The sequence below is a fragment of the Ruegeria sp. CDSB013 genome (assembly GCF_059611165.1).
Window position 1 is genome coordinate 106176 of the sequence record NZ_JBXWPA010000004.1, and the last position, 26871, is coordinate 133046.

General features: G+C 56.8%; 23 protein-coding genes and 1 pseudogene. 13 read left to right on the forward strand and 11 right to left on the reverse strand.

Features of this window, described 5'->3' with window-relative positions; translation table 11 throughout:
- Positions 1–17: 17 nt before the first annotated feature.
- Genes AC2FJF_RS08820 through AC2FJF_RS08845 form a run of 6 tightly spaced genes read left to right on the forward strand, consistent with a single transcriptional unit; the run spans position 18 to position 6764 of the window.
- Positions 18–1727, forward strand: coding sequence for an IlvD/Edd family dehydratase (locus tag AC2FJF_RS08820; RefSeq protein WP_496724737.1), 1710 nt, complete (start codon positions 18–20; stop codon positions 1725–1727).
- On the forward strand, positions 1727–2494 hold the full coding sequence (locus tag AC2FJF_RS08825) for an SDR family NAD(P)-dependent oxidoreductase (RefSeq protein WP_496724739.1): 768 nt from the start codon (positions 1727–1729) through the stop codon (positions 2492–2494). The genes AC2FJF_RS08820 and AC2FJF_RS08825 overlap by 1 nt, the downstream gene beginning before the upstream one ends.
- Positions 2495–2498: 4 nt before the next feature.
- Positions 2499–3392 (forward strand): 2-dehydro-3-deoxygalactonokinase, encoded by an 894-nt coding sequence (locus tag AC2FJF_RS08830; protein ID WP_496724741.1) that lies wholly within the window; start codon positions 2499–2501, stop codon positions 3390–3392.
- Entirely contained in the window at positions 3389–3994 is a 606-nt protein-coding gene (locus tag AC2FJF_RS08835) for a 2-dehydro-3-deoxy-6-phosphogalactonate aldolase (RefSeq protein WP_496724743.1), read from the forward strand. The genes AC2FJF_RS08830 and AC2FJF_RS08835 overlap by 4 nt, the downstream gene beginning before the upstream one ends.
- The gene (locus AC2FJF_RS08840) at positions 3991–4851 is read left to right on the forward strand and encodes an SMP-30/gluconolactonase/LRE family protein (protein ID WP_496724745.1); all 861 of its coding nucleotides are present in this window, start codon (positions 3991–3993) and stop codon (positions 4849–4851) included. Before AC2FJF_RS08835 ends, AC2FJF_RS08840 begins: the two co-directional genes overlap by 4 nt.
- Entirely contained in the window at positions 4848–6764 is a 1917-nt protein-coding gene (locus tag AC2FJF_RS08845) for a beta-galactosidase (protein ID WP_496724748.1), read from the forward strand. The genes AC2FJF_RS08840 and AC2FJF_RS08845 overlap by 4 nt, the downstream gene beginning before the upstream one ends.
- 37 nt (positions 6765–6801) lie before the next feature.
- On the opposite strand, the gene AC2FJF_RS08850 is transcribed toward AC2FJF_RS08845, so the two are convergent.
- From AC2FJF_RS08850 to AC2FJF_RS08890, 9 genes are all read right to left on the reverse strand, one after another.
- The gene (locus tag AC2FJF_RS08850; RefSeq protein WP_496724750.1) at positions 6802–8067 is read right to left on the reverse strand and encodes an ABC transporter permease; all 1266 of its coding nucleotides are present in this window, start codon (positions 8065–8067) and stop codon (positions 6802–6804) included.
- Complete coding sequence (locus AC2FJF_RS08855) at positions 8064–8984, reverse strand: ABC transporter permease (RefSeq protein WP_058272003.1); 921 nt, start codon at positions 8982–8984, stop codon at positions 8064–8066. Before AC2FJF_RS08855 ends, AC2FJF_RS08850 begins: the two co-directional genes overlap by 4 nt.
- Before the next feature lie 11 nt (positions 8985–8995).
- Complete coding sequence (locus AC2FJF_RS08860) at positions 8996–10108, reverse strand: ABC transporter ATP-binding protein (RefSeq protein WP_496724752.1); 1113 nt, start codon at positions 10106–10108, stop codon at positions 8996–8998.
- A 118-nt stretch (positions 10109–10226) separates the two neighbouring features.
- Positions 10227–11351, reverse strand: coding sequence for an extracellular solute-binding protein (locus AC2FJF_RS08865; RefSeq protein ID WP_108859641.1), 1125 nt, complete (start codon positions 11349–11351; stop codon positions 10227–10229).
- A 456-nt stretch (positions 11352–11807) separates the two neighbouring features.
- Positions 11808–12890, reverse strand: a complete 1083-nt coding sequence (locus AC2FJF_RS08870) for an ABC transporter ATP-binding protein (RefSeq protein ID WP_496724754.1) — start codon at positions 12888–12890, stop codon at positions 11808–11810.
- Between the two features lie 3 nt (positions 12891–12893).
- Positions 12894–14549, reverse strand: a complete 1656-nt coding sequence (locus AC2FJF_RS08875) for an alpha-glucosidase (protein ID WP_282169571.1) — start codon at positions 14547–14549, stop codon at positions 12894–12896.
- 9 nt (positions 14550–14558) lie between these two features.
- Positions 14559–15707, reverse strand: coding sequence for a carbohydrate ABC transporter permease (locus AC2FJF_RS08880; RefSeq protein ID WP_282169572.1), 1149 nt, complete (start codon positions 15705–15707; stop codon positions 14559–14561).
- Between the two features lie 4 nt (positions 15708–15711).
- The gene (locus tag AC2FJF_RS08885; protein WP_496724756.1) at positions 15712–16719 is read right to left on the reverse strand and encodes a carbohydrate ABC transporter permease; all 1008 of its coding nucleotides are present in this window, start codon (positions 16717–16719) and stop codon (positions 15712–15714) included.
- 66 nt (positions 16720–16785) lie between these two features.
- Positions 16786–18054, reverse strand: coding sequence for an ABC transporter substrate-binding protein (locus tag AC2FJF_RS08890; protein WP_058276650.1), 1269 nt, complete (start codon positions 18052–18054; stop codon positions 16786–16788).
- A 216-nt stretch (positions 18055–18270) separates the two neighbouring features.
- Between AC2FJF_RS08890 and AC2FJF_RS08895 the strand changes: the two genes are divergently transcribed.
- From AC2FJF_RS08895 to AC2FJF_RS08925, 7 genes and pseudogenes are all read left to right on the forward strand, one after another.
- A complete protein-coding gene (locus AC2FJF_RS08895) occupies positions 18271–19302 on the forward strand; it encodes a LacI family DNA-binding transcriptional regulator (RefSeq protein WP_496724758.1) in 1032 nt (343 codons plus the stop codon).
- A 3-nt stretch (positions 19303–19305) separates the two neighbouring features.
- A pseudogene (locus tag AC2FJF_RS08900) lies at positions 19306–20607 on the forward strand (GH1 family beta-glucosidase); the annotation flags it as partial.
- A gap of 42 nt (positions 20608–20649) precedes the next feature.
- Positions 20650–21630: a glucokinase gene (locus tag AC2FJF_RS08905; RefSeq protein WP_496725214.1), complete on the forward strand. Its 981-nt coding sequence runs from the start codon at positions 20650–20652 to the stop codon at positions 21628–21630.
- 37 nt (positions 21631–21667) lie between these two features.
- Complete coding sequence (locus AC2FJF_RS08910; RefSeq protein ID WP_496724760.1) at positions 21668–22594, forward strand: carbohydrate kinase family protein; 927 nt, start codon at positions 21668–21670, stop codon at positions 22592–22594.
- A gap of 17 nt (positions 22595–22611) precedes the next feature.
- Positions 22612–23277 (forward strand): D-lyxose/D-mannose family sugar isomerase, encoded by a 666-nt coding sequence (locus AC2FJF_RS08915; protein WP_496724762.1) that lies wholly within the window; start codon positions 22612–22614, stop codon positions 23275–23277.
- A 165-nt stretch (positions 23278–23442) separates the two neighbouring features.
- On the forward strand, positions 23443–23718 hold the full coding sequence (locus tag AC2FJF_RS08920; RefSeq protein ID WP_496724764.1) for a hypothetical protein: 276 nt from the start codon (positions 23443–23445) through the stop codon (positions 23716–23718).
- Positions 23719–23729: 11 nt separating this feature from the next.
- Complete coding sequence (locus AC2FJF_RS08925) at positions 23730–24200, forward strand: phage holin family protein (RefSeq protein WP_496724766.1); 471 nt, start codon at positions 23730–23732, stop codon at positions 24198–24200.
- Positions 24201–24206: 6 nt separating this feature from the next.
- Here the strand turns inward: AC2FJF_RS08925 and AC2FJF_RS08930 are convergent, their stop codons facing one another.
- Entirely contained in the window at positions 24207–25376 is a 1170-nt protein-coding gene (locus tag AC2FJF_RS08930) for an acetate/propionate family kinase (protein ID WP_496724768.1), read from the reverse strand.
- Complete coding sequence (locus AC2FJF_RS08935; protein ID WP_496724770.1) at positions 25369–26763, reverse strand: bifunctional enoyl-CoA hydratase/phosphate acetyltransferase; 1395 nt, start codon at positions 26761–26763, stop codon at positions 25369–25371. Before AC2FJF_RS08935 ends, AC2FJF_RS08930 begins: the two co-directional genes overlap by 8 nt.
- Positions 26764–26871: the final 108 nt, after the last annotated feature.

Genomic DNA, 26871 nt, shown 5'->3' on the forward strand with positions numbered 1-26871 from the left:
TTGAAAGGCTGAAAATAATGACAAAAAAACGCCGCTCTCAGCATTGGTATGGCAAGCTGGACAAGGATGGCTTTATCCACAGATCGTGGATGAAGAACCAAGGCTTTCCTGATCACGCCTTCGATGGTCGTCCGATCATTGGCATCTGCAACACGTGGTCGGAACTCACACCCTGCAACTCGGGCCTGCGTGATCTGGCCGAGGGTGTCAAACGCGGCGTGTGGGAGGCTGGAGGGTTTCCGGTCGAATTTCCCGTCATGTCGCTGGGCGAGACCCAAATGAAGCCCACCGCCATGCTGTTCCGCAACCTGCTGGCAATGGATGTCGAGGAATCTATTCGCGCCTATGGCATCGACGGCGTAGTCCTGTTGGGTGGTTGCGATAAGACCACGCCGGGGCAGCTGATGGGGGCCGCTTCGGTAGATCTGCCCTCTATCGTGGTCAGCTCTGGCCCGATGTTGAATGGGAAGTACCAGGGAAAAGACATTGGTTCGGGCACGGATGTTTGGAAATTCTCAGAAGCTGTGCGCGCGGGTGAGATGACACTGAAGGATTTCATGAACGCCGAGTCCGGCATGTCACGCAGCGCCGGGGTCTGCATGACCATGGGCACGGCCTCGACCATGGCATCGTTGGTCGAAGCAATGGGCATGTCCCTCCCAACCAACGCCGCCCTACCAGCAGTTGATGCCCGCCGGATGGCGCTGGCGCATCTGACAGGCAAACGGATTGTGGAGATGGTGGACGAAGATTTAAAACCGTCGGACATCCTGACCAAGGAAGCGTTCGAAAATGCCATTCTGGCCAATGCAGCCGTTGGCGGCTCGACCAATGCAGTGGTGCATTTACTCGCGCTGGCGGGCCGCGTGGGCGTAGACCTGACGCTGAAAGACTTTGAAATCGGGTCGGAAATCCCGCTACTGGTGAACTGCATGCCTTCAGGGAAATACCTGATGGAAGATTTCTGCTACGCAGGCGGTGTGCCCGTGGTTCTGAACGAGTTGAAACCCTTCCTGCGCCCTGCAAAAACCGTTCTGAACAAAGATATCTCGGCGCATTTTGAAGGGGCAGAATGCTTTAACCCCGACGTCATCCGCCCCTTCGACGATCCGGTGAAACCCGCCGCTGGTCTGCGCGTGCTGCGCGGTAACCTCGCGCCCAACGGGGCCATTGTGAAACCCTCGGCCGCGACGGATGCGCTACTGGAAACAGAAGCCGAGGCCTACGTTTTTGAGAGCATCGAAGACTTGAAAGCAAATATTGACCGGGATGATCTGCCAGTAACGTCTGAAACCATTCTGGTCCTGAAGGGTTGCGGCCCAAAGGGCTATCCCGGCATGCCCGAGGTCGGCAACATGCCGATCCCGGCCAAACTGGTGAAGGAAGGCGTCCGCGACATGATCCGCATATCCGACGCCCGCATGTCCGGCACCGCCTATGGCACCGTCATCCTGCATGTCAGCCCCGAGGCACAGGCAGGCGGTACGCTGGCACTCGTCAACACCGGGGACCGTATCCGGGTTTCTGCCAGCAACGGGGAATTGGAGTTGCTTGTCGCCGCTGAGGAGCTGGAAACCCGCCGCGCCGCGTGGCAACCGGATGATCCGCACTACACGCGCGGTTATGCGAAACTCTATGTCGACCACGTGCTGCAAGCCGATCAGGGCGCGGACCTAGACTTCCTCGTCGGCAAAGACACCCGCCTTGTGACCAGAGAGAGCCACTGATGGACCATCCAGCCACTTTTCACGATCTAAACGGCGCCTCGGTCTATATTACCGGCGGCGGCTCTGGTGTCGGGGCCGCCCTGACAGACGGTTTTTTGGCCCAGGGCGCAAACGTTGCCTTTATCGGCCGCTCGGACGCCAGCGCATTCGTTGAGGAAATGCGCGACAAACATGGCCGCGCGCCGCTGTTCATGCAGGGCGACATGACGGATACCGGATTGCTGCACGCCACAATGCAAAAGGCTGCCGAGGCACACGGACCTTTGGATGTGTTGGTCAACAACGCAGCCAATGACAAACGCCACTCGCTTGACGAAACCACCCCCGACTTCTGGGATTGGATGATCGAGGTGAATCTCAAGGCCTACTATTTCGCCTGTCAGGAGGCCGCGCGCCAAATGGCTGGCAAAGGCGGATCAATCGTCAACTTCAGCTCAATTAGCTACATGATGGGGAATGCGGGGTACCCTATCTATACGACGTCGAATGCCGGGATTACCGGGATGACGCGATCTTTGGCACGCGAATTGGGGCCGCAAAAAATTCGTATCAATGCGCTGGCTCCCGGATGGGTATTGACGCAAAAGCAACTTGATATGTGGGCCACGCCCGAAGACCTGGCGGCGCATTTGGAGCGCCAGTGCCTAAAAGAACACCTGACGCCCGATGACATGATCGCACCGACATTGTTCCTGGCCTCGGATGCCAGCCGCGCGATGACCGGACAGTGCATTGCCGTCGATGGCGGCGTTGTAGTAACGGGGTAAAGCCATGAATGCAGAGTGGATAGCTGTCGACTGGGGAACATCCCAACTGCGGGCCTGGGCCATGCAAGGCGACACCGTACTGGCGCAATCCCAGTCTGATCGGGGAATGGCCCGGCTGAGCAGAGATGCGTTTCAATCTGCCTTGCTTGACCTGATCGCCGACTGGCTGGGTCCTGAACCTGTCGACGTTGTGGCCTGCGGCATGGTCGGTGCGCGGCAAGGCTGGGTCGAAGCACCCTACTCGGCCGTCCCGTCAGCACCGCTGCCGGATGCGCCTATACGGGTACCCGGTACCGATGCCCGGATACGCGCATTCGTGGTGCCTGGGCTGAAGCAGAACGCACCGCCGGACGTTATGCGCGGTGAGGAAACTCAAATATCTGGCTTTCTGGCAACCCGCCCGAACTGGGACGGGGTTATCTGCCTGCCCGGGACGCATTCAAAATGGGTTCAGATCAGCGCTGGAGAAGTCGTGAGCTTTCGAACGTTCATGACAGGTGAGATGTTTGAGCTTCTCTCCGAGCAATCAGTGCTCAAGCATTCGGTCGGTGACGGCTGGGACGCCGATGCCTTTGCAGAAGCTACGGCAGACACGTTGTCAAAACCCGAACAATTGGCTGCACGTCTGTTTGGACTGCGGGCGGCGGATTTGTTGCACGATCAGGACAAGGGGACAGCCCGGGCAAAATTATCCGGGCTCTTGATCGGGGCTGAACTGGGCGCAACACGCCCCTATTGGTTGGGGCAGCAGCTGGCAATCATCGGCGCTGAAGGGATTTCCCAAATCTATGCGGGCGCGTTGCAACTGCAGGGTGCTTTCGTGGACACCGCTAGTGCAACCCAATGTACATTGGCAGGCCTGTCGCAGGCCCGCAAACTAACGAGGCAAACCGCATGAGCCGACCCATCATCGCCATTTTGCGTGGCTTGCAACCAGCAGAAGCCGTCAATGTAGGCCATGCCGTGATCGAATCCGGTATCGACAAGATCGAGGTGCCGTTGAATTCGCCTGACCCGCTGAACAGCATTGAATCGTTGGCCAGCTCATTCGGCGATCAAGCTCTGATCGGCGCTGGCACGGTTCTGACCCCCGAACAGGTCGAAGCCGTTGCACAAGTTGGCGGTAAGCTGATCGTTTCCCCGAATTATGACGCCGAGGTTATTGTGCGTTCTGTCGCACTAAACATGCAAAGCTGGCCGGGCGTCTATACCCCGACCGAGGCGTTTGCTGCGCTTAAGGCTGGCGCGACGGGATTGAAATTGTTCCCGGGTGTCACCGCCGGGCCAAGTGGTTTGGCCGCACTGCGACCCGTATTGCCATCGGGTACTTTGGTCTATGCCGTTGGTGGCGCTGGACCTGAGAACTTCGCCGAATGGATCAAGGCTGGGGCAGACGGGTTTGGCATCGGATCGGCCCTGTTCAAACCGGGGATGTCCGTCGCGGAAATTGCCGGTCAGGCCAAGCGGATCGTCGCTGCCTATGACGAGGCAGCTGGATGAGCTTTGTTTTTGACGACCGTCCATGTGAGCTAGGCGAAGGGCCTCTGTGGCATCCTGAACGCAAGCAACTGTTCTGGTTCGACATCATCAACAAACGTCTGATGACGCAGACAGCGGGCGAGCAACACGGCTGGCAGTTTTCGGAACATGTCTCAGCGGCAGGTTGGGTGGACCGGGATACAATAATGATGGCCTCGGAAACCGGTCTGTGGCGGTTTGGTTTGAACAGTGGTCAAAAAGACCTGATCGTCTCGCTTGAGGCGAACAACCCGGTCACCCGCTCCAATGACGGGCGCGCAGACCCGTGGGGCGGGTTCTGGATCGGGACGATGGGAAAGAACGCTGAAAAGCAGGCTGGCGCGATCTATCGGTACTGGCAGGGTGAGCTGCGCCTGCTTGTGCCCGAGGTCACAATCTCGAACGCGATCTGTTTTTCCTCAGACAGGTCCTGCGTCTATTACACCGATACAGTCACACAACAGGTCAGGCGCTGCTCGCTGGAGCCTGACACGGGCTGGCCCGAAGGCAATAGCACGGTGTTTCTCGACCTGAGCGCTGATGACCTTTATCCCGATGGCGCTGTGGTCGACGCAGAAGGCAATATCTGGATCGCCCAATGGGGGGCAAACCGTGTCGCCTGCTACGACCCGAACGGACGGTTTCGGCATGCGGTCTCGTTTCAGGCCGCACATACATCTTGCCCTGCCTTTGGCGGCGACGATCTGACGACGCTGTTTTGCACCACTGCCCGTCAGGGGTTGGACGCAGACACTGTTGAAACACAACCAACCAATGGCATGACCTTTGGCGCATTGGACGCGGGCACAGGCCAGGCAGAACACAGAGTCCTTCTATGAAACCAGAACTTGGTGTTTGCTATTACCCGGAACATTGGCCCGAGGCCATGTGGGCCGAAGACGCGGCTCGAATGGTTGAAACTGGCATAAGCTGGGTCCGGATCGGTGAGTTTGCCTGGAGCCGAATGGAGCCGGTTCCAGGCGATCTGCAGTTGGATTGGCTGGACCGTGCAATCGAAACGCTTGGGGCGGCTGGGCTCAAGGTTGTGCTGGGGACACCCACTGCGACACCTCCGCGTTGGATGCTTGAGAAATATCCCGACATGCTGGCAGTGGATGCGCAAGGAAACCCCCGCAAATTCGGCTCGCGCAGGCATTATTGTTTTAGCCATCCGGGTTATGTCCAAGAATCCGTCCGCATTGCCCGGATCATGGGCGAGCGCTATGGACGAAACCCGAATATTGCTGCTTGGCAAATCGACAATGAATATGGCTGCCACGATACGACCGTCAGCTATGGCCTCGCCGCTCTGCATGCCTTTCGGCTTTGGCTAAAGGATCAATACGGCAAAATTGACGCGCTAAACGAGGCATGGGGCAACATATTCTGGGCGATGGAGTATCGCGATTTCGACCAGATTGATCTGCCCAATCTGACAGTAACCGAACCCAACCCGGCGCATGTTCTGGCGTTCCGGCGTTTCAGTTCGGATCAGGTCGTTGCGTATAACAAAGCCCAGGCAGATGTACTGCGCGCTTTGACCGATGCACCTTTGTTGCACAACTATATGGGCCGAGTGCTGGATTTCGATCATTTCAAGGTTGGCGAAGATTTGGATATCGCCACATGGGACAGCTATCCAATCGGTTTCCTCTCTGATCGGCTTGAGGCGGATGAAGCCCACAAAACCGCCTTTCTTCAGCAGGGCGATCCAGACATGCAGGCTTTTCATCATGACCTGTATCGCGCGGTCGGCCGCGGGCGTTGGTGGGTGATGGAGCAGCAACCCGGCCCGGTGAATTGGGCCCCGTACAATCCGGCACCACTACCCGGAATGGTTAAGCTGTGGTCCCTAGAGGCAGTGGCGCATGGTGCAGAGGTTGTCAGCTATTTCCGCTGGCGGCAGGCGCCGTTTGCGCAAGAGCAAATGCATGCGGGGCTGCTGACACCCAACAACCGCCCTGCCCCGGCCCTGACCGAGGCAAAGCAGACTTCGGACGCGTTGTCAGAAATCGGCAACGTTGTGCAAACACGGGCCCAGGTGGCCATCCTGTTCGACTACGCCTCGGATTGGGCTTGGTCGACACAGCCCCAAGGCGCGGGATTTGACTATTTCCGTCTGGTTTTCTCGGCGTATCGCGCTTTGCGGCGGGCGGGCTTGTCTGTGGACTTCGTGTCCTCAACCAACATTCCGCGCGTTGGCTACAAGTTCATCCTTGCTCCTGGGATAGCCACCATGAGCGACAATTTGGAACGTCAATTGGCGGAGGCCTGTGATCTGCTCATCCTAGGTCCACGCAGCGGGGCGATCACACATGATTTCCAGATTCCCCGGGAACGACCCGGTCTGAACGGTCTGAAATGCGACGTCGATCTGGTCGAGACCCTGCCGCCCAACATCCGCCGTGGCGTCGATGGCGGCGGTGCGGCGCAACATTGGATCGACAGGGTTTCGGGTACTGCCCCCAATTTGCTGACATTTGCAGATGGCACCCCTGCGCTTTTGGGTGAAAATCGTCTTTGGTATCTGGCAGGTTTCCCGGATGACACATTATGGGACCGGGTTGTTGAAATGGCCGCGCGCAAAACCGACGTTGCCCTTCATCCGATGCCCAAGGGGTTGCGCCGTCGCGAGACGGCCACGCATGTTTTCCTAATAAATTACAATGCGCAACCGGTCGCATGGAACGGTGACGTCGTTGACGCCTGTGACGTTGCTGTCACGCAGAAAGACGCGCCCGAAGAGGAATAGCCTCTCCGGGCGCACGTTTAGGATTTAACTTCGGAACCTACTGGTCAGTCTGCAGGCTGTTGGGATCGAACACCCCCCCAAAGCCACCGTTGTTTGAAGGCGGAGTTTCAGTATCTGAACTCTCCTCCTCGGCATCACCACCCAGAGTATTCGGCGCGAAGACATTGCCAAAACCACTGTTGTTGGATGGTTTCGGTGTGGATTGCTGCGCACCACCTTGATCGGCTTCTTCGGCCTCGCGCTTCTTACGCTGTTCTTCGCGCTGCTTGCGCAACTCTTGAATGCGTTGTTCGGCTTCCAGGCGTTTCTGCTCTTTCACATTGGCGATGCATTGGCCGGGGTTGTAGGCCGTTGCGGTGCCAACGACAGTGATCGTCGCAACCGCAAACACAACCAGCAGGACAGCCGCCATGTTGCCAGCAAAGAAGCTGGGCAGCTTAATCTTGCCGGCCAGCTCCTCAACTGTGGCGCTCTTGCGGGCTGCGGCCACCAGTTCCTGACGCTTCAGCTTGGCTTCGTTCAACAAGGCAAAGAACACTGTCAACGCCACGATGATGAAGGCCAGAGCCGAAATGGCGGGTGTAATGCCGTAGCGCACCTTTTGGGCCAGTTCGATCGTAAGCGTCGGGTATTCACCAAAGGTGAAAGTGGTCGTGTTGTAGTTCTCGAACGAAGCGAGGAATGCCAGCACAGCAGCCGACGCGATCGCAGGACGCATGAAGGGCAACAGGATCTTGCGGAAAGCCTGAGCATGCGTTGCACCAAGGTCCAGTGCCGCTTCGGTCAATGCCACATCGTAACGCTGCAGGCGCGCCACAAGAACCAGCATGCAATAGCTTGCAATGAAGGTAGATTGGCCGATTACCGTCAGGAAGATACCGTTGGACAGGAAGCTATCTGCACCCAGTCCCAGCATCCGGTTGATCCGATCCCAGAACACCAAAGTCGAGATGCCCAGAACAACACCCGGGATCAGGATCGGAGCGATTATGATCGTATAGTAGGTCGCCCGCAACTTGGGCCAGATCTGGGTCAGCATCAGCGCACCGGCCAGACCCATCGCCACCGACAGAACAACCGTTCCGGCGCCAATGATCAGCGAGTTCTTGATACCGTTCAGAATGCGCTGATCCTGAAACAGCTCGCCGAACCACTGGAAGGTCAGACACTCCCACGGCGTCATCCGTGGGAAGGCCGACGAATTGAAGGCGGTGACCGACATGATCACCAGCGGGCCCAGCAGGTACAGGAAGAAGATGACCAGATAGACCCAGATGCTTACACGAAGGAAGGAATTATTCATTTCCCGATATCCCCCATGTTCACCTTGAACAGGCGCATCATCGCCAGCACGAACAGGATACATGTCACCAGAAGAACGATGGCGTAGGCGGCACCTTGCGGCCAGTCATTGTTGTCGTTGAATTGCTGGTAAATCAGCTGCGTGAACCACAGACTGGACGGTCCGCCCAGGATTTGCGGCGCGGCCAGCGCACCGGCGCTTAGCATGAACACCATGGTACAGCCCGAGCTGATGCCTGGCTTGGCGTAAGGAATGACCACACGCCAGTGAATCCGCCACCATGGCGCACCAAGATCACGCGCGGCCTCGATCTGGTTTTTGTCCAGACTTTCGATCACGTTGTACATTGGGAAGATCATCAGCAGGATGTAGGCATAACCCAGACCGGCATAGAGCGCGATGTCATTGCGAATAAAGTCAAACGGCGTATCCCAGATGCCCAGCCCCACGAACAGGGTATTCAAAACACCGGTCTCACCAAAGATGATCCGCAGGGCAAAGGCACGCAAAATCTCGTTGATCCAGTATGGGATGATCAGCATGATCGCGAAAATGCGAATGTGGTTGCCTTTGGACTGACCCAGGTAATAGGCAATCGGATAGCAGAGGATCAGATTGAAGATCGTCACACAGACTGCGGCCAGCAGTGTGCGGAAAAAGACCCTCAGGTCGACGGCATTATAGGACTGACTACCGCCTTCGGGGCCATAGATCAGGTACTTGTAGTTCTCCAGCGTATAGACGTCCTTGGGCCCGCCAATCTCGGGCGGTGGCAGGTTCGGACGGAAGGAAAAATCCAGCATCGACAGCTGGGGCAGAATGATCAGGCCGATGGTCCAGAACAGGACCAGACCCAATATTGCGGCACCCATGCCGATGCCGTTTCGGTTAAAGAATTCTTTCAGGAAGCCTGGCATAGTCGGCCCCCTTATTCCGCGGCCAATTCACCCGCCGGAACCAGAACCGCATTGCGGGTCTCATATTCCAACGTGATGTTTTGGCCTGTGTGGTCATCGAAGGATTGGCCGAGGTTTGGCAAGGACACCTTGATCTCTTTACCGCCGTCACCTTCGGTGAAGATGTTGAAGACGTTACCTTCGAATTCTTCGTGGTTCACCCGCGCGGTGACAAAGTGATCTCCTGATGCGCCATCGGCAGCGATCGCAAAAGCTTCGGGGCGAATGAACATCATGGCGTCATCGCCCACTTTCAGCTTTCCTTGGTTGGCGGTCGAGATACGTGCAACCAATTCACCAGACCGGTTTGTTGAAATCAGCGCTTCGTTCCCCATTATCTGTTTAATTTTGCCGCGGAACACGTTGTTTTCACCTACGAAAGAGGCGGCGAATGCAGTGTTGGGGTCATTATAGATGGTCTTGCCATCGGCGATTTGATCGATGACACCAGCCCGCATGACCGCGATATTGTCTGACATGGTCAAGGCTTCGCCCTGGTCGTGGGTGATATAGATGAAGGTGATGCCGACGCGCTTTTGAATCTCACGCAGCTCGGTGCGCATATGCTGGCGCAGTTTGAGGTCCAGCGCGGACAACGGCTCATCCAGCAGCAGTACATCCGGTTCCGCACATAGCGCGCGGGCGATGGCAACCCGTTGTCGCTGACCGCCGGACAGTTCACTTGGCAGCTTGTCACCTTGATCGGGCAGCGCGATCATGTCCAGCAGCTCATCGGCACGCTTTCGGCGCTCTTTTGCGCTTGCGCCACTGATCTCCAATGAGAAGGTGATATTTTCCCACACTTTCATCAGCGGGAACAACGCGAGGTTCTGAAAAATCAGGGCGGTCGGGCGTTTGTTCGGGCCGATGCCCCGCATATCCTTGCCGCCGATCAGAACTTTGCCTTCGCTTGGTTCAAGAAAGCCCGAAACTGCCCGCAGGATCGTTGTTTTGCCGCACCCCGAGGGACCGAGAAACGAAAAGAAATCGCCCCCGTTGATGTTCACGTTTGCATCCCTCACGGCAACAAAATCACCGAAACGGATCCACAGGTTCTCAAGATCTACACCGACCCCTGCACTCATTTTTGGTATCTCCGTCAGGTACAGTCCATGACCGCACCGAAATAGCGTCCGTCACGCCGTTTTGGCATGCGGGTTGATAGCCCTCCGCACAGTGGCGGAGGGCACCTTGTCAAAGCAATCAGGCGCTTTTGAACTTGTTGACGAACTCGGTCCGAGTTTCGGCATACCACGGAGCCTCAGCAGGCCATGGGTTCAGGTTTGCCAGCGAGTCGCCCGGATAGGCCTCGGCGAAGTTCTTCTTGTAGGTGTCGCCCGCATATTGGTCGGCACCCAGTACTGGCGAGTTGTACCCGTGGCTGTCGATGGCGACACCTGCAGGCTTGGCCTGATAGGCGAAATCGATGAAGGCATAAACCTGATCGATGTTCTGCGCACCGGTCGGCATCGACATTCCGTCGACCCATGCCATCGCACCTTCGACCGGAGCCTGATAGTGCACCGGCTCACCCGCTGATTTCAGCGCCAGCGGCGGACCATCCCAGGTCTGGCCGACAATAACGCCTTCGTTCAACAGGCCGTTTTTCTGGGTGTCGGCATCGTTCCAGATCAGCTTGATCCGGTTCTTCCGCTCGACGCACCAGTCAGTGATTTGGCCCCAGACCTTGCGCATGGTGTCTTCGTCGCCGTACGCGGCCCAGACAGAGCCAGGCTCCATCTCGCCAGAGGCTTCCATATACAGACCCGCACCCAGCATCATCGAATGCGCGCGGCCCATGGTCTTGCCTGCGTTTGCTTCGGACCAGACGTCCCCATAGGACGGGGCGTCGCCCTCGGGCAGCCACAGGTCGGTGCGGTAGGCAATACCTTCTGTACCCCAGATATGCGGCAGCCAGTGCACGCCGCTGTCAGCAAAGTTCCAGGCGTCAGTGCCGATCTGCGCCATCGCAGGGTTCACCAGATCAATCGGAACCTTATTCATGTCGAAGGGCTGCAACAGTTCTAGCGGCCCCCACTGAAGCGAGCGGTTGTTCGTCGGCGACACGATGTCAAAGCCTTGACCCTTGGTGGCCTTCATCTTGTTGATGATTTCTTCGTTCGACCCGATACCGGTATAGTTCACCTTGATTCCGGTCAGAGTTTCAAACTCTTGCAGGAATGCGGGCGGCAGATAGTCCGACCACATCAGAATGTTGATTTCACCCGAAGATGCCAGCGCGCTTTTGCTGTAAAGCGGTGCTGCCAGCGCTGCTGCGCCTGCGCCTTTCAGGACCGAGCGTCTGGAAACGGTTTTCCGTTCAGCCATATTTTGTTCTCCCGTTATTGGACTGTGTTGTTTTGTTATTATGGTTGCCACGCTAGAACTTTGCGGGAGCATTGTCAGGCCAAAAGTGACGGATTGGCAATTTCGTATGTCCAGATTGCGATTTAATCTAGCAAATATGGCTAGTTACCCCCTGGGATCGCAGTCACATATTGAGACCGGAGCAGCTTATTTTGGCAATGTTTCGTAAGAAATTGACACGGCTGCCCGTCAAGCTCGGGACTAGGCTTTGCGCCGCAATTCAAAAGGGGAAAAGAAGTATTTGCCATGCCCGACCGAAAGAATTCACACCAAAAACAGTCGTAAACTGCATGCATTTGGCAACGCACGCAGAACTCGGGACTTACTACTGCGGGGCATAGACAACGTTCCACACTGTACAGTAAGCGGCATTCGCGTACTGTGCCGCACCTTTCGATCATCAGGCGCGGCTCGCGGTCATTTCCTCATAGACAGGCCCTGGTGAAACAGATGAACTTTGCCCGGATCTGCCGAAATGGCAACGGTTTGGCCCCGCATGTTTTTTTGGACCCCCGGCAGTTTTGCGATTGTGGGGTCCTCCCCGTCCTTGGCCGCAAAATACAACAGCGTGACCTCGCCAAGTGCTTCGGTAAAGTCCACAATTCCTTCCATAATCGGATTGCTTTCAACGGGGTGAAAGTCTTCGGGACGCACTCCGATATTTACCTGTTTACCCTCGTCAGCTGCATCGGTTGGGATGCTGGTCACCGCAGTCCCACCGCCATCCAGTTTTACGACGGTGCGCTCACCAGTCTGCGTGATGACCCCCGGCAACAGGTTCATCGCAGGTGAGCCAATAAATTGCGCGACAAACTCATTGTCGGGCGTTTCATACAACTCAAGCGGAGTGCCGACCTGCGCGATCCCCTTGTTGGCCAGGACGACAATCCGGCTGGCCAATGTCATCGCCTCGACCTGATCGTGGGTGACATAGACCATCGTGCTGTCGGGCATTGCCTCTTTCAGACGCGCGATTTCAATGCGGGTCGCGACGCGCAGCGCTGCGTCAAGATTGGAAAGCGGTTCATCGAACAGATAGACCTTTGGATCGCGCACGATCGCCCGACCGATTGCAACCCGTTGCCGCTGGCCACCAGAAAGTGCCTTTGGAAGCCGATCCAGAAACGGTTCCAGCTGAAGGATACGGGCGGCGCGATCAACCGCCGCGTCGACCTCGGTTGACGGCATTTTGGCAATTTTCAATGCAAAAGCCATATTTTCGCGCACCGTCATGTGCGGATACAGGGCATAGCTTTGAAAAACCATCGCAATGCCCCTTTGCGCGGGCGGTACATCGTTCATCACCTGACCTTCGATCTCAAGCGTTCCGCCCGAAATCTTCTCTAATCCCGCAATCATGCGCAGCAACGTAGATTTTCCACAGCCAGAGGGCCCGACAAAAACGATCAGTTCACCGCGTTCGATGTCCAGGTTGATGTTTTTGAGCACATCTACGTTGCCATAGGTCTTTGCCACATCCGTGAGATTGAGTTCCGACATGGCTTACTCCTTTTCGCGCATCATCAAACAGAATTGAGCCGCGTCGAGGGTGATTGTCCCCGCCCCTTCGACGCCGCCCAACTCTTGCCCGATTGCCTGCCAGTTACCGTCGGGCAGTGTGATTTCCGCGCTGTCAGATCCCAGATTGAATACGCAGAATATCTGTTGGACATTGTCCTCACGCAGGAAGGCAAGGATCGGTCCAGACTGCGCCATCTCGCGCTGTTGGCCTGACATCAATGCGGAATGCGCGTGGCGTAGCGCAATGGCACGGCGATAATGTTGCAGCATGGAGTTTGGGTCTTGCTCTAACCTGTCTACTGCACGCTCGGCCTGCGTTTGGCTGACGGGCAACCAGGGGGCTCCAGTACTGAACCCGGACTGTTCGTCCTGCGCAGCCCAAACCATTGGAGTGCGGCAGCCATCACGGCCCTTGAACTCCGGCCAGAATTCTATGCCGTAAGGGTCCTGCAGATGTTCAAATGGTACGTCCGCCTCGGGCAGGCCAAGCTCTTCTCCTTGATACAAGCACGCTGACCCACGCAGGCACATCATCAAAACGACGTGCTGACGGATGGCAGCGTCGTCTAGCGCCCACCGCGACGCGTGGCGCTGAACATCGTGGTTCGAGAAAGCCCAGCATGGCCATGCATCGCCAGCCTTTTCTTCCAACTGATCAAACACCTGCTTGGCGTACGCGGCGGTCAAAGCGCGTTTTTCGAGAAACTCAAAAGCATAACACATATGCATGCGTTTATCGCCGCTGGTGTACTCGCCCATGATCTCAAGACCGCGCTGCGCGTCGCCAACCTCGCCCAAACAAGCGCGGCCTTCGTATTCGTCCGTTAGTGCACGCAACCGCTCGAGGAAGGCGATGTTTTCCGGCTGGCTTTTGGAATGAAGGTGATCCTGATGGTTATAGGGGTTCACCATCGGCGCGATCGAGGCATTTCGCTGATCCATCGGCAGGCCAGGGTTGTCGCGCAGTTGTTTGTCGTGGAAATAGAAGTTGATCGTGTCCAGACGAAAACCATCAACGCCCAAGTCCAGCCAGAACCGTGCAACATCCAGCAATGCATCCTGCACGTCCGGGCAATGGAAGTTCAGATCCGGCTGCGACGTCAGAAAGTTGTGCAGATAATATTGCAGGCGTCGGGAATCCCACTGCCATGCGGACCCACCAAAAATCGACAGCCAGTTGTTTGGCGGCGTGCCGTCGGGCTTGGGATCAGCCCAAACATACCAATCGGACTTGGCATTTTCGCGATTGGATCGGCTCTCCTTGAACCATAGGTGCTGATCCGACGTGTGCGACAACACGAGGTCGATCATCACCTTCAGCCCAACTGAATGCGCCTGATCCAGGAGATACTTAAAGTCCTCCATGCTGCCAAACATCGGATCAACATCACGGTAGTCGCTGACATCGTATCCAAAGTCCTTCATCGGCGATTTGAAGAATGGCGAGATCCAGATGGCATCGACGCCAAGCGAAGCGATGTAACCAAGCCTTTGGGTGATACCCCTGAGGTCTCCGATACCATCGCCGTTGCTGTCTTGAAAGCTGCGCGGATAGATCTGGTATATCACTCCGCCCCGCCACCAATCGGCGGACGCTTTGGTTGCTTTATGTAGTTCTACGGTGTTCTGCACGTTCATCAGACGCCTCTACTTGACGGACCCGGCCAACAGACCGCGGACCAGATATTTTTGCATTGCGAAGAAAACAATCAGCGGGACGATGATCGAAACAAAGGCCGCTGTGGCAAGGATTTCCCAATTCCCACCGCGCGTGCCTAAAAGCTCAACGATGCGGTTGGTCATGACAGTGGTCTGTCCGGATGCGTCGATCAGGAACACCTTGGCGACCAGCAAGTCATTCCACGTCCAGAGAAACTGGAAGATCGCAAAAGACGCCAACGCTGGAAAGCTGAGCGGCAAGATCAACTTGGTAAAGATCTGAAACTCGGTCGCGCCATCGACCCGCGCGTTTTCGATCAGATCGCGGGGCAGACCCGCCATGTAGTTACGCAAAAGATAAATCGCCAGCGGCAACCCGAACCCGGTGTGTGCCATCCAAACCCCCAGATATCCTTTGCCAATCCCGATATTTAGGTGGAATTTCAGCAACGGGATCAGGGCCAGTTGCAGCGGGACAACCAACAGGCCAACGACAGCCGCAATAATCAAAGCGCGCCCGGGGAAATCCATCCAAGCCAGCGCGTAGGCTGCAAAAGCCGCCACGAGAATCGGAATGATCGTTGCCGGTATCGTCACGGTCAACGTGTTGAAAAATGCGCGTCCCATACTGTCGGTGCTGTCTTCTGCCAGAAGAACCTTGTGATAATTGTCTAAGGTAAACTCAGGCGGCAATTCTGCAGTTACAAAAACACGCGATCCGCGGCTGCCGGTGAACTCGTCCGGGTTCTCCATGCGGTAATTCCCTGCGGCATCTACGGTGATTGTGCCGCCCTTTCGCAGCTCAGCTGTTTCGCCGGGGGCAAAGGCATCAATCGCGCGAGAGCTGATCCCCCATTTTGAGATTGTCGCCTTCGTCCCTTCGTCAAACAGATTGCCTTCGATCACGTACAGCCCGTTTTTGAGTACCTGGGTATCCGGGGCAGCGCTGCGCAGTGTCAGGTTCTGCTCGGACGGAAACAGCGACCGCCACCAGCCGCTGGTTGCGATTTGATCCGCTGTCCGAAAAGACGAGATCAAAAGACCCAGAGTTGGCACAACCCACAGCACCACCAAAAAGAGGACCGAGGCATGGACGACCCAGCGAAGGGCGGGTTTGGTTCCTGCAATATCGCTCATGACCCTACTCCATCTCTTTCCGCGCGTTGCGCACATTCCAGACAAGGATCGGAGCCACTAAGAGCATGATCACCATGGCCGAAGCCGACCCGACGCCCCAGTCGTTGGCGCGGAACAGCTTGTCATACATGTAGTTGGCCAAGACCTGCGTTTCCCACTGGCCATTGGTCATTGCAAAAACGATGTCAAAGACCTTGAGGACGGTGATCGTAATCGTGGTCCAGACGACAAGGATAGTGGTTTTGATCTGCGGCACTTTGATCCGGAAAAATATCTGAAACGGATTAGCCCCATCCAGAATTGCGGCCTCAATCGTTTCCTCGGGGATTCCGCGCAGGGCGGCCGATAGGATAACCATGGCAAAACCGGTTTGGATCCAGATAAGGACAACCATCAGCAAAAAGCTGTTCCAGAACGGTATCGTCAACCAAGTCTGCGGCTCGGTCCCGCCAAAGAAAATATAGAGCGCATTGAGCATGCCAATCTGGTCTTGCTCAGCCGGACGAGTGTCATAGACCAGCTTCCAGATAACCGATGCCCCCACGAACGAGATCGCCATTGGCATAAAGATCAGCGACTTGGCGAGATTGCCCCAACGAATGCGGTCAGTTAGCTGTGCCACCAACAGGCCAAAGGCCGTCGACATTGCAGGCACAATGATCAGCCAGAACATGTTGTTGCGCATCGCCTCCCAAAACTTGGGCTCCTTGGCCATCTGGACATAGTTGTCCAGCCCGACCCATTTGTAGCCGCCGCCCGGGACACGATCAGTCAGTGACAGGCGCAGGGTTTCGACAACCGGATAGGCCAGATACAAGCCCAAAGCAGCCAGCGCTGGGAACAGAAACAACCAAGGCCGGATCATGTTCGCGCGGTTGATATTGCGGCCAGCATTCGGCCCCCGAGGCGGGAAAAGAACTCTGTCCAGAAACTGATTGGATAGATAGAAATAGCCCACGCAACCTGACACGCCGATGGCGATGGTCAGCAGGCCTTGAAATGCCGGGTGCATGCCGCTCTCCCTTGCGACGATGGGTTCGGGCAACCCGACAGAGCGGGTTGCCCAATCTCAGACGCTTTAGTCCAGCGCGTCCCATGAGGACTGGATTTCGTCGGCGACGTCCTGGGCAGGTGTTCCGCCCGTATAGTCGACCATTCCAGTCCAGAAGGTGCCTGCACCCACGCCGCCCGGCATCAGGTCGGAACCGTCAAACCGGAAGGTGGTGGCCCCCAGAAGAATGTCGTTCATCTTCTTCAGCGTTGGGTCTGAGAAGACCGAGGTATCGACGCCTTTGTGCGGCGTCAGGAACCCGGTCAGAGCCATCCAGGCTTCATGCGCCTCGGGCGTTTCCAGGTATTTCATCAGCGCATGCGCGCCCGGGCTGTCATTGGTAATGGCCCAAACTGTGCCGGCCCCAAGGACCGGGCTGCCGAGGTCTTTGCCTTCATAGGCCGGGAAGTAGAAGAAGTCAGCATCCTCGCCCACAACCGTACCTTCGGGGAAGAAGGCGGGAATGAACGAGGCCTGACGGTGCATGTAACACTGCGGAGGCGAGCTGAACATACCCTTCGGGCTGTCGCGGAAGTCAGTTGTCGCGACCGCACCGGCTCCGCCGGCCACGTAATCATCGTTGCGCGCAAACGCTCCGAATTCTTCAATCGCGGCGACAACCTTAGGATCGTTAAATTTCAATTCGTTGGCGACCCAGGCGTCATAATCTTCGGGCGGCAACGTGCGCAGCATCATGTCTTCAACCCAGTCAGTCGCTGGCCAACCGGTCGCTCCGCCGGACCCCAGCCCGATGCACCATGGCGTTTCACCATCTGCAACGATCTGATCGGTCAGCGCCTTCAGTTCTTCCATTGTGGTCGGGATTTCATAGCCGGCGTCTTCGAAGTTCTCCGGCACAAACCAAACCAGCGATTTCACGTCGACCTTGTAGAAAAACCCATACAGATGGTCCTGCCCGTCCGGGCCCTGATAGGTTCCCAGATCCACCCACGACTGGCCGGCCGCATAGTTGTCGCGAATCCAATCCGCAGTTCCTTCACTCAGGGGCGTCAGGAATCCCGCCTTGGCCATATCTGATGCCAGACCGGGTTGGGGAAACACTGCTACGTTGGGCGCCGATCCGGCTTCGGCATCAATTCTGATCTGCTGCTCAAAGCTGTCCGAGCCGACATAGCTGTACTCATGCCCGGTCGCTGCGGCAAAGCCGTCCAAAACCTTTTCGACATTTTCCTGATCAGGCCCCAGCCACGGGCCGAACACGGTGACCTTGTCGGCATACGCTGCGCCCGCCATCAGGGCGAACGTGGCCGCGCCCGCATAAAGCGAGTGTTTCATGAAGTTTCCTCCCAACTTTGCTCGCGCTTTTGAGACTCTTTTTCAAAGCGCTTTGGATGACGCACTTTATCCGCTAACATTCAAATTTTGTCAATAATCTGTTTACTGATGCCCATATTATAAATATTCAGGGCAGTGTCAGCAAGATGTGACAGTCGGGCGGGAAGCGCCTGCAAATCTGCAAATGATCAAATTTGAAGGCGCTTTGAGGCGAAGATGAATCTAAAGCAGCTCTCAGAAATCCTTGGTTTATCTCAAACCACTGTCAGCCGCGCGCTGAATGGCTACCCCGAGGTGAACGAGGACACGCGCCTGCGCGTCCAAGCCGCCGCTGCCAAGCATGGCTACCGGCCGAACAGCCGGGCCAAGGGATTGGCAACAGGCCGCTCGATGGTGATTGGGCACGTGATTCCCTCCTCATCCCAGCATGAAATGGTAAACCCGATTTTTGGTGATTTTGTCGCCGGTGCTGCACGCAAGTATTCGGATCATGGATATGACATGATGTTCACAAATGCAGATGACACCTCGATCGAGGAAGCCTATCGCAGTCTTTTCCAGCGTGGCGCGGTCGATGGTATTGTTTTGCAAGGCCCCAAAGTCAACGAACACCGGATCGAGGTCCTGACCAGAATGGGCGTGCCCTTTATTGTTCATGGCAGGTCAACCGGGGTGGACGTGCCTTATGACTGGATCGACGTGAACAACAAAAGTTCGTTCCTGCGCGCCACCCGGTTTCTGATCGACCTTGGGCATCGTCGCATTGCCCTGATCAACGGGCTTGAGGATATGGATTTCGCTCAACGTCGCCGCGACGGATATCTTGAGGCCCTGCATGAGGCAGGTCTGTCCCCCGACCCGGAATTGATGCGCAGCGCCGAGATGACCGAGGTTTATGGCCACCATGAATCCCGCGATATGCTTCGCCTGGATGACCCACCTACGGCCATCCTGACCGCATCCATGATTTCCGCGATCGGTGTGCGCCGTGCTCTCAACGAGGCGGGGTTGAAGATGGGCAAGGACGTATCAGTCATCGCCCATGACGACGATCTTTCTTATCTGAAAAACGGTCAGGATGTGCCAATTTTCACGGCCACACGGTCATCCGTGCGTCGAGCCGGAGAAATAGCCGCTGAAATGCTGATCGAACGCATCAAATCTCCGGAAGACCCGGTAAAAACTAGATTGCTGGAGGCCGAACTGGTAGTTGGCGGCTCGACCGGCCCCGCTCCCAACAGGTTCTGAAAAATGAAATACACTCGTTCGGACTTCCCCAAAGACTTTCTCTTTGGTGTCGCAACCTCTGCCTATCAAATCGAAGGCCACGCACAGGGCGGTGCGGGGAAAACACATTGGGATAGTTTTGCCGCTTCACCCGGAAACGTAGTGCGAAACGAGAATGGAGATCTGGCCTGTGACCACCTGAACCGTTTTCCACAGGATTTCGATCTGGTGCGGGACGCGGGTTTTGATTGCTACCGGTTCTCGACAAGCTGGGCGCGCGTTTTGCCTGAAGGGCGTGGCCCGGTAAATCAGGCAGGTCTGGATTTTTACGACCGGCTCGCCGACGCGCTGCTGGAACGCGGCATTCGCCCCTGTGCGACCCTGTATCATTGGGAATTGCCCTCTCCGCTTGCAGATCTGGGCGGCTGGCGCAACCGGGATATCGCAAATTGGTTCGCCGATTTCACCGAGGTCATCATGGGCCGCATTGGCGACCGTATGTACAGTGTTGCGCCGATCAATGAGCCGTGGTGCGTCAGCTGGCTGAGCCATTTTGAAGGGCATCACGCGCCCGGAATGCGCGACATCCGCGCCACGGCTCGCGCGATGCACCATGTTCTGCTGGCTCATGGCCGCGCCATCGAAGCGATGCGTGGTCTGGGCATGTCAAACCTGGGCGCTGTGTTCAATCTGGAATGGGCCGAACCTGCCGATGACAGCCCCGCTGCACGCAAGGCGGCCGACCTTTATGACGGGATTTACAACCGGTTTTTCCTAGGTGGTGTGTTCAAAAAAGCCTATCCGCAAAATGTTCTGGACGGGTTGGAACCTCATCTTCCGTCCGGCTGGCAAGACGACTTTGACACCATTGGTGCACCCGTCGATTGGTGCGGTCTGAACTACTATACCCGAAAACTGATCGCGCCTACCGATACCGTATGGCCAAGCTTGGAAGAAGTACCCGGCCCGCTTCCCAAAACACAGATGGGGTGGGAGATTGAACCCGATGCCCTGACCCGCTTTCTGACCCGTACGAAGCGCGATTATACCGGCGACTTGCCGATTTATGTCACCGAAAACGGCATGGCGAGCCCGGAACGCAAGCAAGATGACGACCGAATTGACTACCTCAACCAGCACCTTGGTGCGGTACAGACGGCGCTGGACGAAGGTGTTCCGGTCAAGGGCTATTTCATCTGGTCGCTGCTGGACAATTACGAGTGGTCCTTTGGCTATGAAAAGCGGTTCGGGTTGGTTGATGTAGATTTCGATACGCTCGAACGAACGCCAAAAGCCTCGTACAACGCGCTGAAATCGGCCTTGGCCGGTGGGTCTGTTTCCCTGCCGATGGCTCAGCCTGCCGGAACCATGCACGAGCACTGGAATCTTGTCGCGGACATCGGTGGCACAAATACACGACTGGGTGTCATCTCGAACGGACAACTGACGGACCTTCGCAAATACCCAACCGGGTCGTTGCAAGAGCTTCTGGATGCATTTCACAGCCTTCGTGACGAGGTTGGCACAGACCCACGCGCCGTCGTTGCGGCCGGAGCAGGTCCGGTCAAAGATGGGACAATCCGCCTGACAAATGCGCATCTTGATTTGTCCGAAAGCGACATCGGCAAGGCAACAGGCGCGCAACACACCTTTGTTATCAATGACTTCACCGCGGCCGCCTGGTCGGTCGCCGAAATCACCGGTGACCATGTCGAGGTCCTGCAAGGGGCTGAGACACCGCCGGTCGGAACCCGGCTGGTTGTCGGCCCCGGCACTGGCCTAGGCGTAGGCGCATTGCTGTATTCCCAAGGGCGATACCATACCGCGTCGGGCGAAGGAGGCCATGTCGGGCTGTCCCCACGCCACGAGGATGAGGTCGAAGTCTTCAAAGCGGCACGCCATATCGCGCCCGAATGCTTCTTTGAAGACAGCCTAGTGCTCGAAGCGGAAATGTTCCTCAGCGGAACCGGCCTTCCCATTCTGTACCAAGCCGCCAGCATGGCCGCTGGACAGTCCGATGCTCCAAGGCGCAACGCCAAGGATATACTGCAGGACGCGCTGGCGGAATCCGACCCGATTGCGGTCAAATCTGCGCATATGTTCAAAACCCACCTTGGGGCTATTATGGGCGATCTGGCTGTCGCCTACATGCCGACAGGAGGTGTTTTCCTTGTGGGTGGCGTCGCCGAGAAAAACCGGTGGCTGTTCAAGGATGCGTTCCGGGATGCCTTTAACGCCGGCGGGCGGTTCAGTGACTTGCGGCGTTCAATGAACCTGTATGTGTCCGAGCAGGATGAATTTGGCATTGTTGGCGCTAACAATTTCTGTAAAAGTGCGCTCGCGCGGTAAACTGGCCGCCTGACCCTGTTACAGAAAGGACCACGGCATGATTCTGTGCTGCGGTGAAGCCCTGATAGACATGATCGCCGAGCCAACCGTTTCTGGGTCGCGCGGATTCGTGCCCCACTCCGGCGGCGCAGTGTTCAACACAGCCGTAGCGCTGGGTCGGCTAGGCGCGCCAGCGGGTCTTTTGACCGGGCTATCGTCGGATATGTTCGGACAGCAACTGGCGGACGCGCTGCAAACCAGCCATGTAGACGCCAGCCATGTGATCCGATCGGATCGCCCAACGACATTGGCGTTTGTCCAGCTGGAAGATGGCCATGCCAGCTACAACTTTGTCGACGAAAACTCGGCCGGGCGCATGTTGACCCCTGAGGATATGCCAAAACAATTGCCTGCTGCATCGGCGCTGTATTTTGGCGGGATTAGCCTGGCGTGCGAACCCTGCGCTGATGCTTATGCAGCCCTGCTTGAGCGTCACGGAGCGGACCGAGCGGTCATGCTGGATCCAAATATCCGGCCGGGATTTATCAAGGATCAAACGCGGTATCGCACCCGGCTAAACCGTATGATTGCACAATCTGACATCGTCAAAGTCTCGGATGAGGATCTGGACTGGATCGTTCCGGGACCTGAAACACTGGCGGAGAAAGTACCTTTGCTGCTGCAAGCAGGACCGTCCGTAGTTATCGTAACACGCGGCAGTGATGGGGCCTCGGGATATCTGGCGGACGGGTCCGAAACCTCGGTGCCAGTCAAAGCGGTCGAGGTGGTCGATACGGTGGGTGCCGGTGACACGTTCAACGCCGGAGTCCTTGCTGAATTGGACCGAACAGGTCGATTGACCAAGTCCAATCTGCGGACGTTGGGCCAGGACGACTTGCGCGCGGCGTTAGCCAAAGGTGCAGACGTCGCCGCCATCACCGTTTCCCGCGCAGGCGCAAACCCGCCCTGGGCGCATGAACTTTGACCCCCTGAGGGACCGAGATGAAAAGATCAGATATCAACAACATCAAGACCGAAGCCGAGGCCTTCATTCGCTCGTTCGGGGCCGTCCTGCCCCCCTTTGCAAACTGGTCGCCGGAACAAATGCGCAGCGCACAGGCACAAGGCATCCGTGACCGCGGCCTCGGGTGGGACATTACCGACTATGGTCAAGGCCGGTTTGATGAACTCGGCCTGTTCCTATTTACCCTGCGCAATGGCGATGTGCAGGATCTGAACAAAGGTCGCGGAATGCTATATGCGGAGAAGCTTTTGGTTTCTCGGGACAAACAACTATCCCCGATGCATCGCCACATCATCAAGGCCGAAGACATCATCAACCGGGGCGGAGGTGATCTGGTCATGGAGATTTATACCTCGGACCCGGACGGCGGTATAGACCGGGATAACCCGGTGGTTGTTCCCAGTGACAACTGCCCTGTCACCATCCAGCCTGGTGAGTTGCTGCGGCTGAAACCCGGTCAGAGCGTGACCCTGATGCCGGGTATCTGGCACGCATTCTGGGCGGAACAGGGCGACTGCCTGATTGGCGAGGTATCGACTGTCAACGATGACCGGACCGACAATGTGTTCGAGGATCCCATTCCGCGCTTTGCAACGATTGAGGAAGACACAAAGCCCGATTTCCTGCTGGTATCGGACTATTGATAAACGGATAGCGCGTGCGCCGGCTTGATCACATCCGGACCGGGTGCTGATCGCTGCATCGGGATAACACCCTTTCCCGAATTCAAAAAATCGAATTAACATGGCCCTCGACAAAGGAAAAAGTCGCGAGCCTGATTTTTGCGCGACCATCAAAGGACCCAAGTGATGGTAACCAAAGCACAGCTAGAAGCCGAAGTCGCAGAGTTGCGGCGTCAGCTGGCCGAACAGTCCAGCGCACGAGATGGCGTCGCAGATTCGAACAGCGGTAAACAAGCTGATCCACACAAATCGATGACGGACGGAATTGTCGAAAGTTTGGATGAGTGGTCAACGCAGTTAGAAGAGGTCATGACTGAGCTTGAGGAGTTTCCACATAAAAGGCCGATCCTATTCGCCCTTGGGATTTTCACGCTTGGCTATCTTCTGGGCCGTTCCCGGTAGGAGTCTGAATTATGAGCCGTATTTCACGTAACATTTCGATCATCCTGCGCGCTGAACGGTTGATTGCACAACGGCAACTGGCCGTCGCGGCAAAGCGCACGGGTTTTTATGCCGCTGCCGGGTTGGCCGTTGGGCTGGCGGTTATCATGCTAAACGTCGCCGGGTTCTTTTGGCTGTCCGAGACCATGTCAAAGTCTCTGGCGGCAATCATAGTGGCCGGGGTGAACTTTGTTCTGGCCGTAATCCTCGCATTGGTCGCAAATTCCATGACGGCCGAAACTGATACCTCAGCGGCCGTCGAGTTGCGGGATATGGCGCTGCACGACATTGAGGATGAAGTCCGGGACAATGTCACCGAAGCGCGCAACATGATTGTCGGTCTCAAACGCGATCCGATCGGGATGCTGTCGCCTGACATTATCAGCACGGTTCTTGGCGTCCTACTCAGATACGCGCGGCGTGGAAAAAACAAAACGAATTAGTAGCGATTATGCCATTCTGGCCGCTGCACGCGCGATCACCATCTCTTCGTTTGTGGGAATGGCCAGAATACGCACCCGGCTGAAATCAGTGGACAGAACCGTGGCGTTGTCTGCATTTCGGTTCGGGTCCATATCAATCCCGATCCAGCGCATCCCTTCGCAGACCATCTGTCGGATACGGGCGGCATTTTCACCGATACCTCCGGTAAAGACCAAAGCGTCGATGCCTTCCAGCGCAGCAGACAAGGCACCCAGTTCCCGACGGATGCGGAAGACGTAATACTCAATCGCTTTGCGCGCATCCGGAGTGTCAGCAGCCAACAGGGTGCGCATGTCTGAGGACATGCCGGACAGACCAAGCAAGCCAGACTTTCGATAAAGAAGCTCGGCGATTTCGTCTGCCTCCATCCCTTCTTGCTGCATCATGTAAAGCACGACCCCCGGGTCCAATTGCCCGCTGCGGGTGCCCATGGGCAGACCGTCGAGCGCCGAAAACCCCATGGTTGAGGCCACGGCCCGACCGCCCGACACCGCACACATCGACGCGCCATTTCCCAGGTGCGCAATGACGACGCGGCCGTCGTACAAACCCGGCGCAATTTCTTTAAGCTTTTGCGAGACATAGTCGTAGCTCAGCCCGTGAAACCCGTATCTGCGCACACCCTTCTCGTAAAAACGTTGCGGAAGGGCGAAAGTATCATTCACCCAAGGATGCGTCCGGTGAAACGCGGTATCGAAGCACGCAATCTGGGTGGTACCCGGAAAGGCTGCCGCGGCCGCCTTGATACCCGCAAGGCTGTAGGGTTGGTGCAAAGGCGCGAAGGGAATGAAACCGCTTAGCGTATCAAAGACGTGCTCGTCCACCACGACAGGTTCCGAATAGACTGGTCCGCCGTGAACGACGCGGTGGCCCACGGCCCGGACGTGAATGTCCGGCAGGTATTCGCGGGTAAGTTCAAGAAACGCATTGATGGCCTCGTCATGTGTTTTGGCTCCAGACAACTGACGGTCGACAGACCGCCCCCCTGCTGATTGGGCCAACAAGCGTGGTGCATCCCCCAACCGCTCGATCTGACCGCGCCAGCGCATACTGGGACGTCGGTCCTCGACCAGTTCGTAAAGCGCGAATTTCAACGAGGACGACCCGGCATTCAGTGCCAAAACATGTTCAGCCATGGATTTTGCCTTCATTCGCAATTGCATGCAGCGCCGCGACAGCACAAGACGCCAGCCGCGAAGCATCATCATCTGCCCGAGATGTCAGGATAATCGGTGCCGCAGCACCTATCACGACGCCGGCAGCCTCGGCATGCGAGATATATGTCAGCTGTTTGGCTACCATGTTGCCGGCTTCGATATTCGGAACAACCAGAATGTCTGCGACCCCCGCGACCGGTGAGGTGATGCCTTTTGTCCGCGCGGCGTTCAGATCAACCGCATTGTCCATGGCCAAGGGGCCATCGACCAGCCCGCCGGTGATCTGTCCACGCTCGGCCATTTTCGACAACAGCGCCGCATCGACAGACGACGGTAAATGCGGGTTGATGGTCTCAACCGCCGACAAGACGCCAACCTTGGGCATCTCGATGCCAATAGAATGCGCAAGATGGATGGCGTTTTGAACGATATCGGCCTTGGTTTCGAGATCCGGTGCGATATTCACCGCCGCATCGGTAACCATGATGGGCCGGGACATGCCCGGCACGTCCATAACGAACACATGCGACAAGCGTCGCCCGGTCCTCAGGCCGTTTTCGCGGCGAAGAACGGCGCGTAAAAGGACATCTGTGTGCAAGTGACCTTTCATCAGCATCCGGGCCTTGCCTTCGACGACCAGATCGACGGCGCGACGAGCAGCCACATCGTGGCCTTTGGCTTGGATAATTTCAATTCCGGCCAAATCCGCTCCAAGCTGGGCGGCAGCGGCGGTGATTTTGTCCGGGTCGCCCACCAAAATCGGCGTAATGATGCTGTTTTCCAACGCCAGCAACGCCCCGCCCAGCGAATTTGGCTCCTCTGGCGCAACGATCGCTGTGGGCATCGGGTCCAGAGGACGTGCCTTTTCCAACAAAGCGTCGAAGTGCCGGTGACGTTGAACGATCAGTCCCGGCATCTCAACCGAGTCGAAGGTCAAATGCCGCGACGGTGGTGTGACCTGTACGGTACCGCTCAGGATCAATGCGTTATCCCCGACCCGGCGCACCTCGGCGGAACAGGTCAGGTCGCCGTCTTCACGCTTTTCGGTAACAGCCACAAAGGCGGTCAGTTCTTCGCCCGCCATAACCGGAGCATGAAAACTCAGGTCCGCCCGACGTGTTTGCGTACCGGCCCCCGGTAAGATGTTTCCAATGACTGCAGCCACCAGACCCGCGGGCCACAAGGCGGGCGCGACAGCCTCGGGGTGTCCATCTCCATCTCCGTCATAGGCCGCCAGATTCAGCGGGTTGTGGTCACCCGAAGCCGAGGCAAACGCGTACAAGTCGTCCACGGTGCACAATCGGGTGACCTGCGCCTTGTCGCCTACCTTCAGTTGAGAATAGGTTCTGTTTTCTTGAATTTTCATCTCAACCGGCTTTGTTTACGAATGCGTGTTCGTCGTTTTAAACATTGGATGTGCGGCCCTTCCGGAACCAGAACATATCCACCTTTGTCCCTACATTTCTGCGACGCA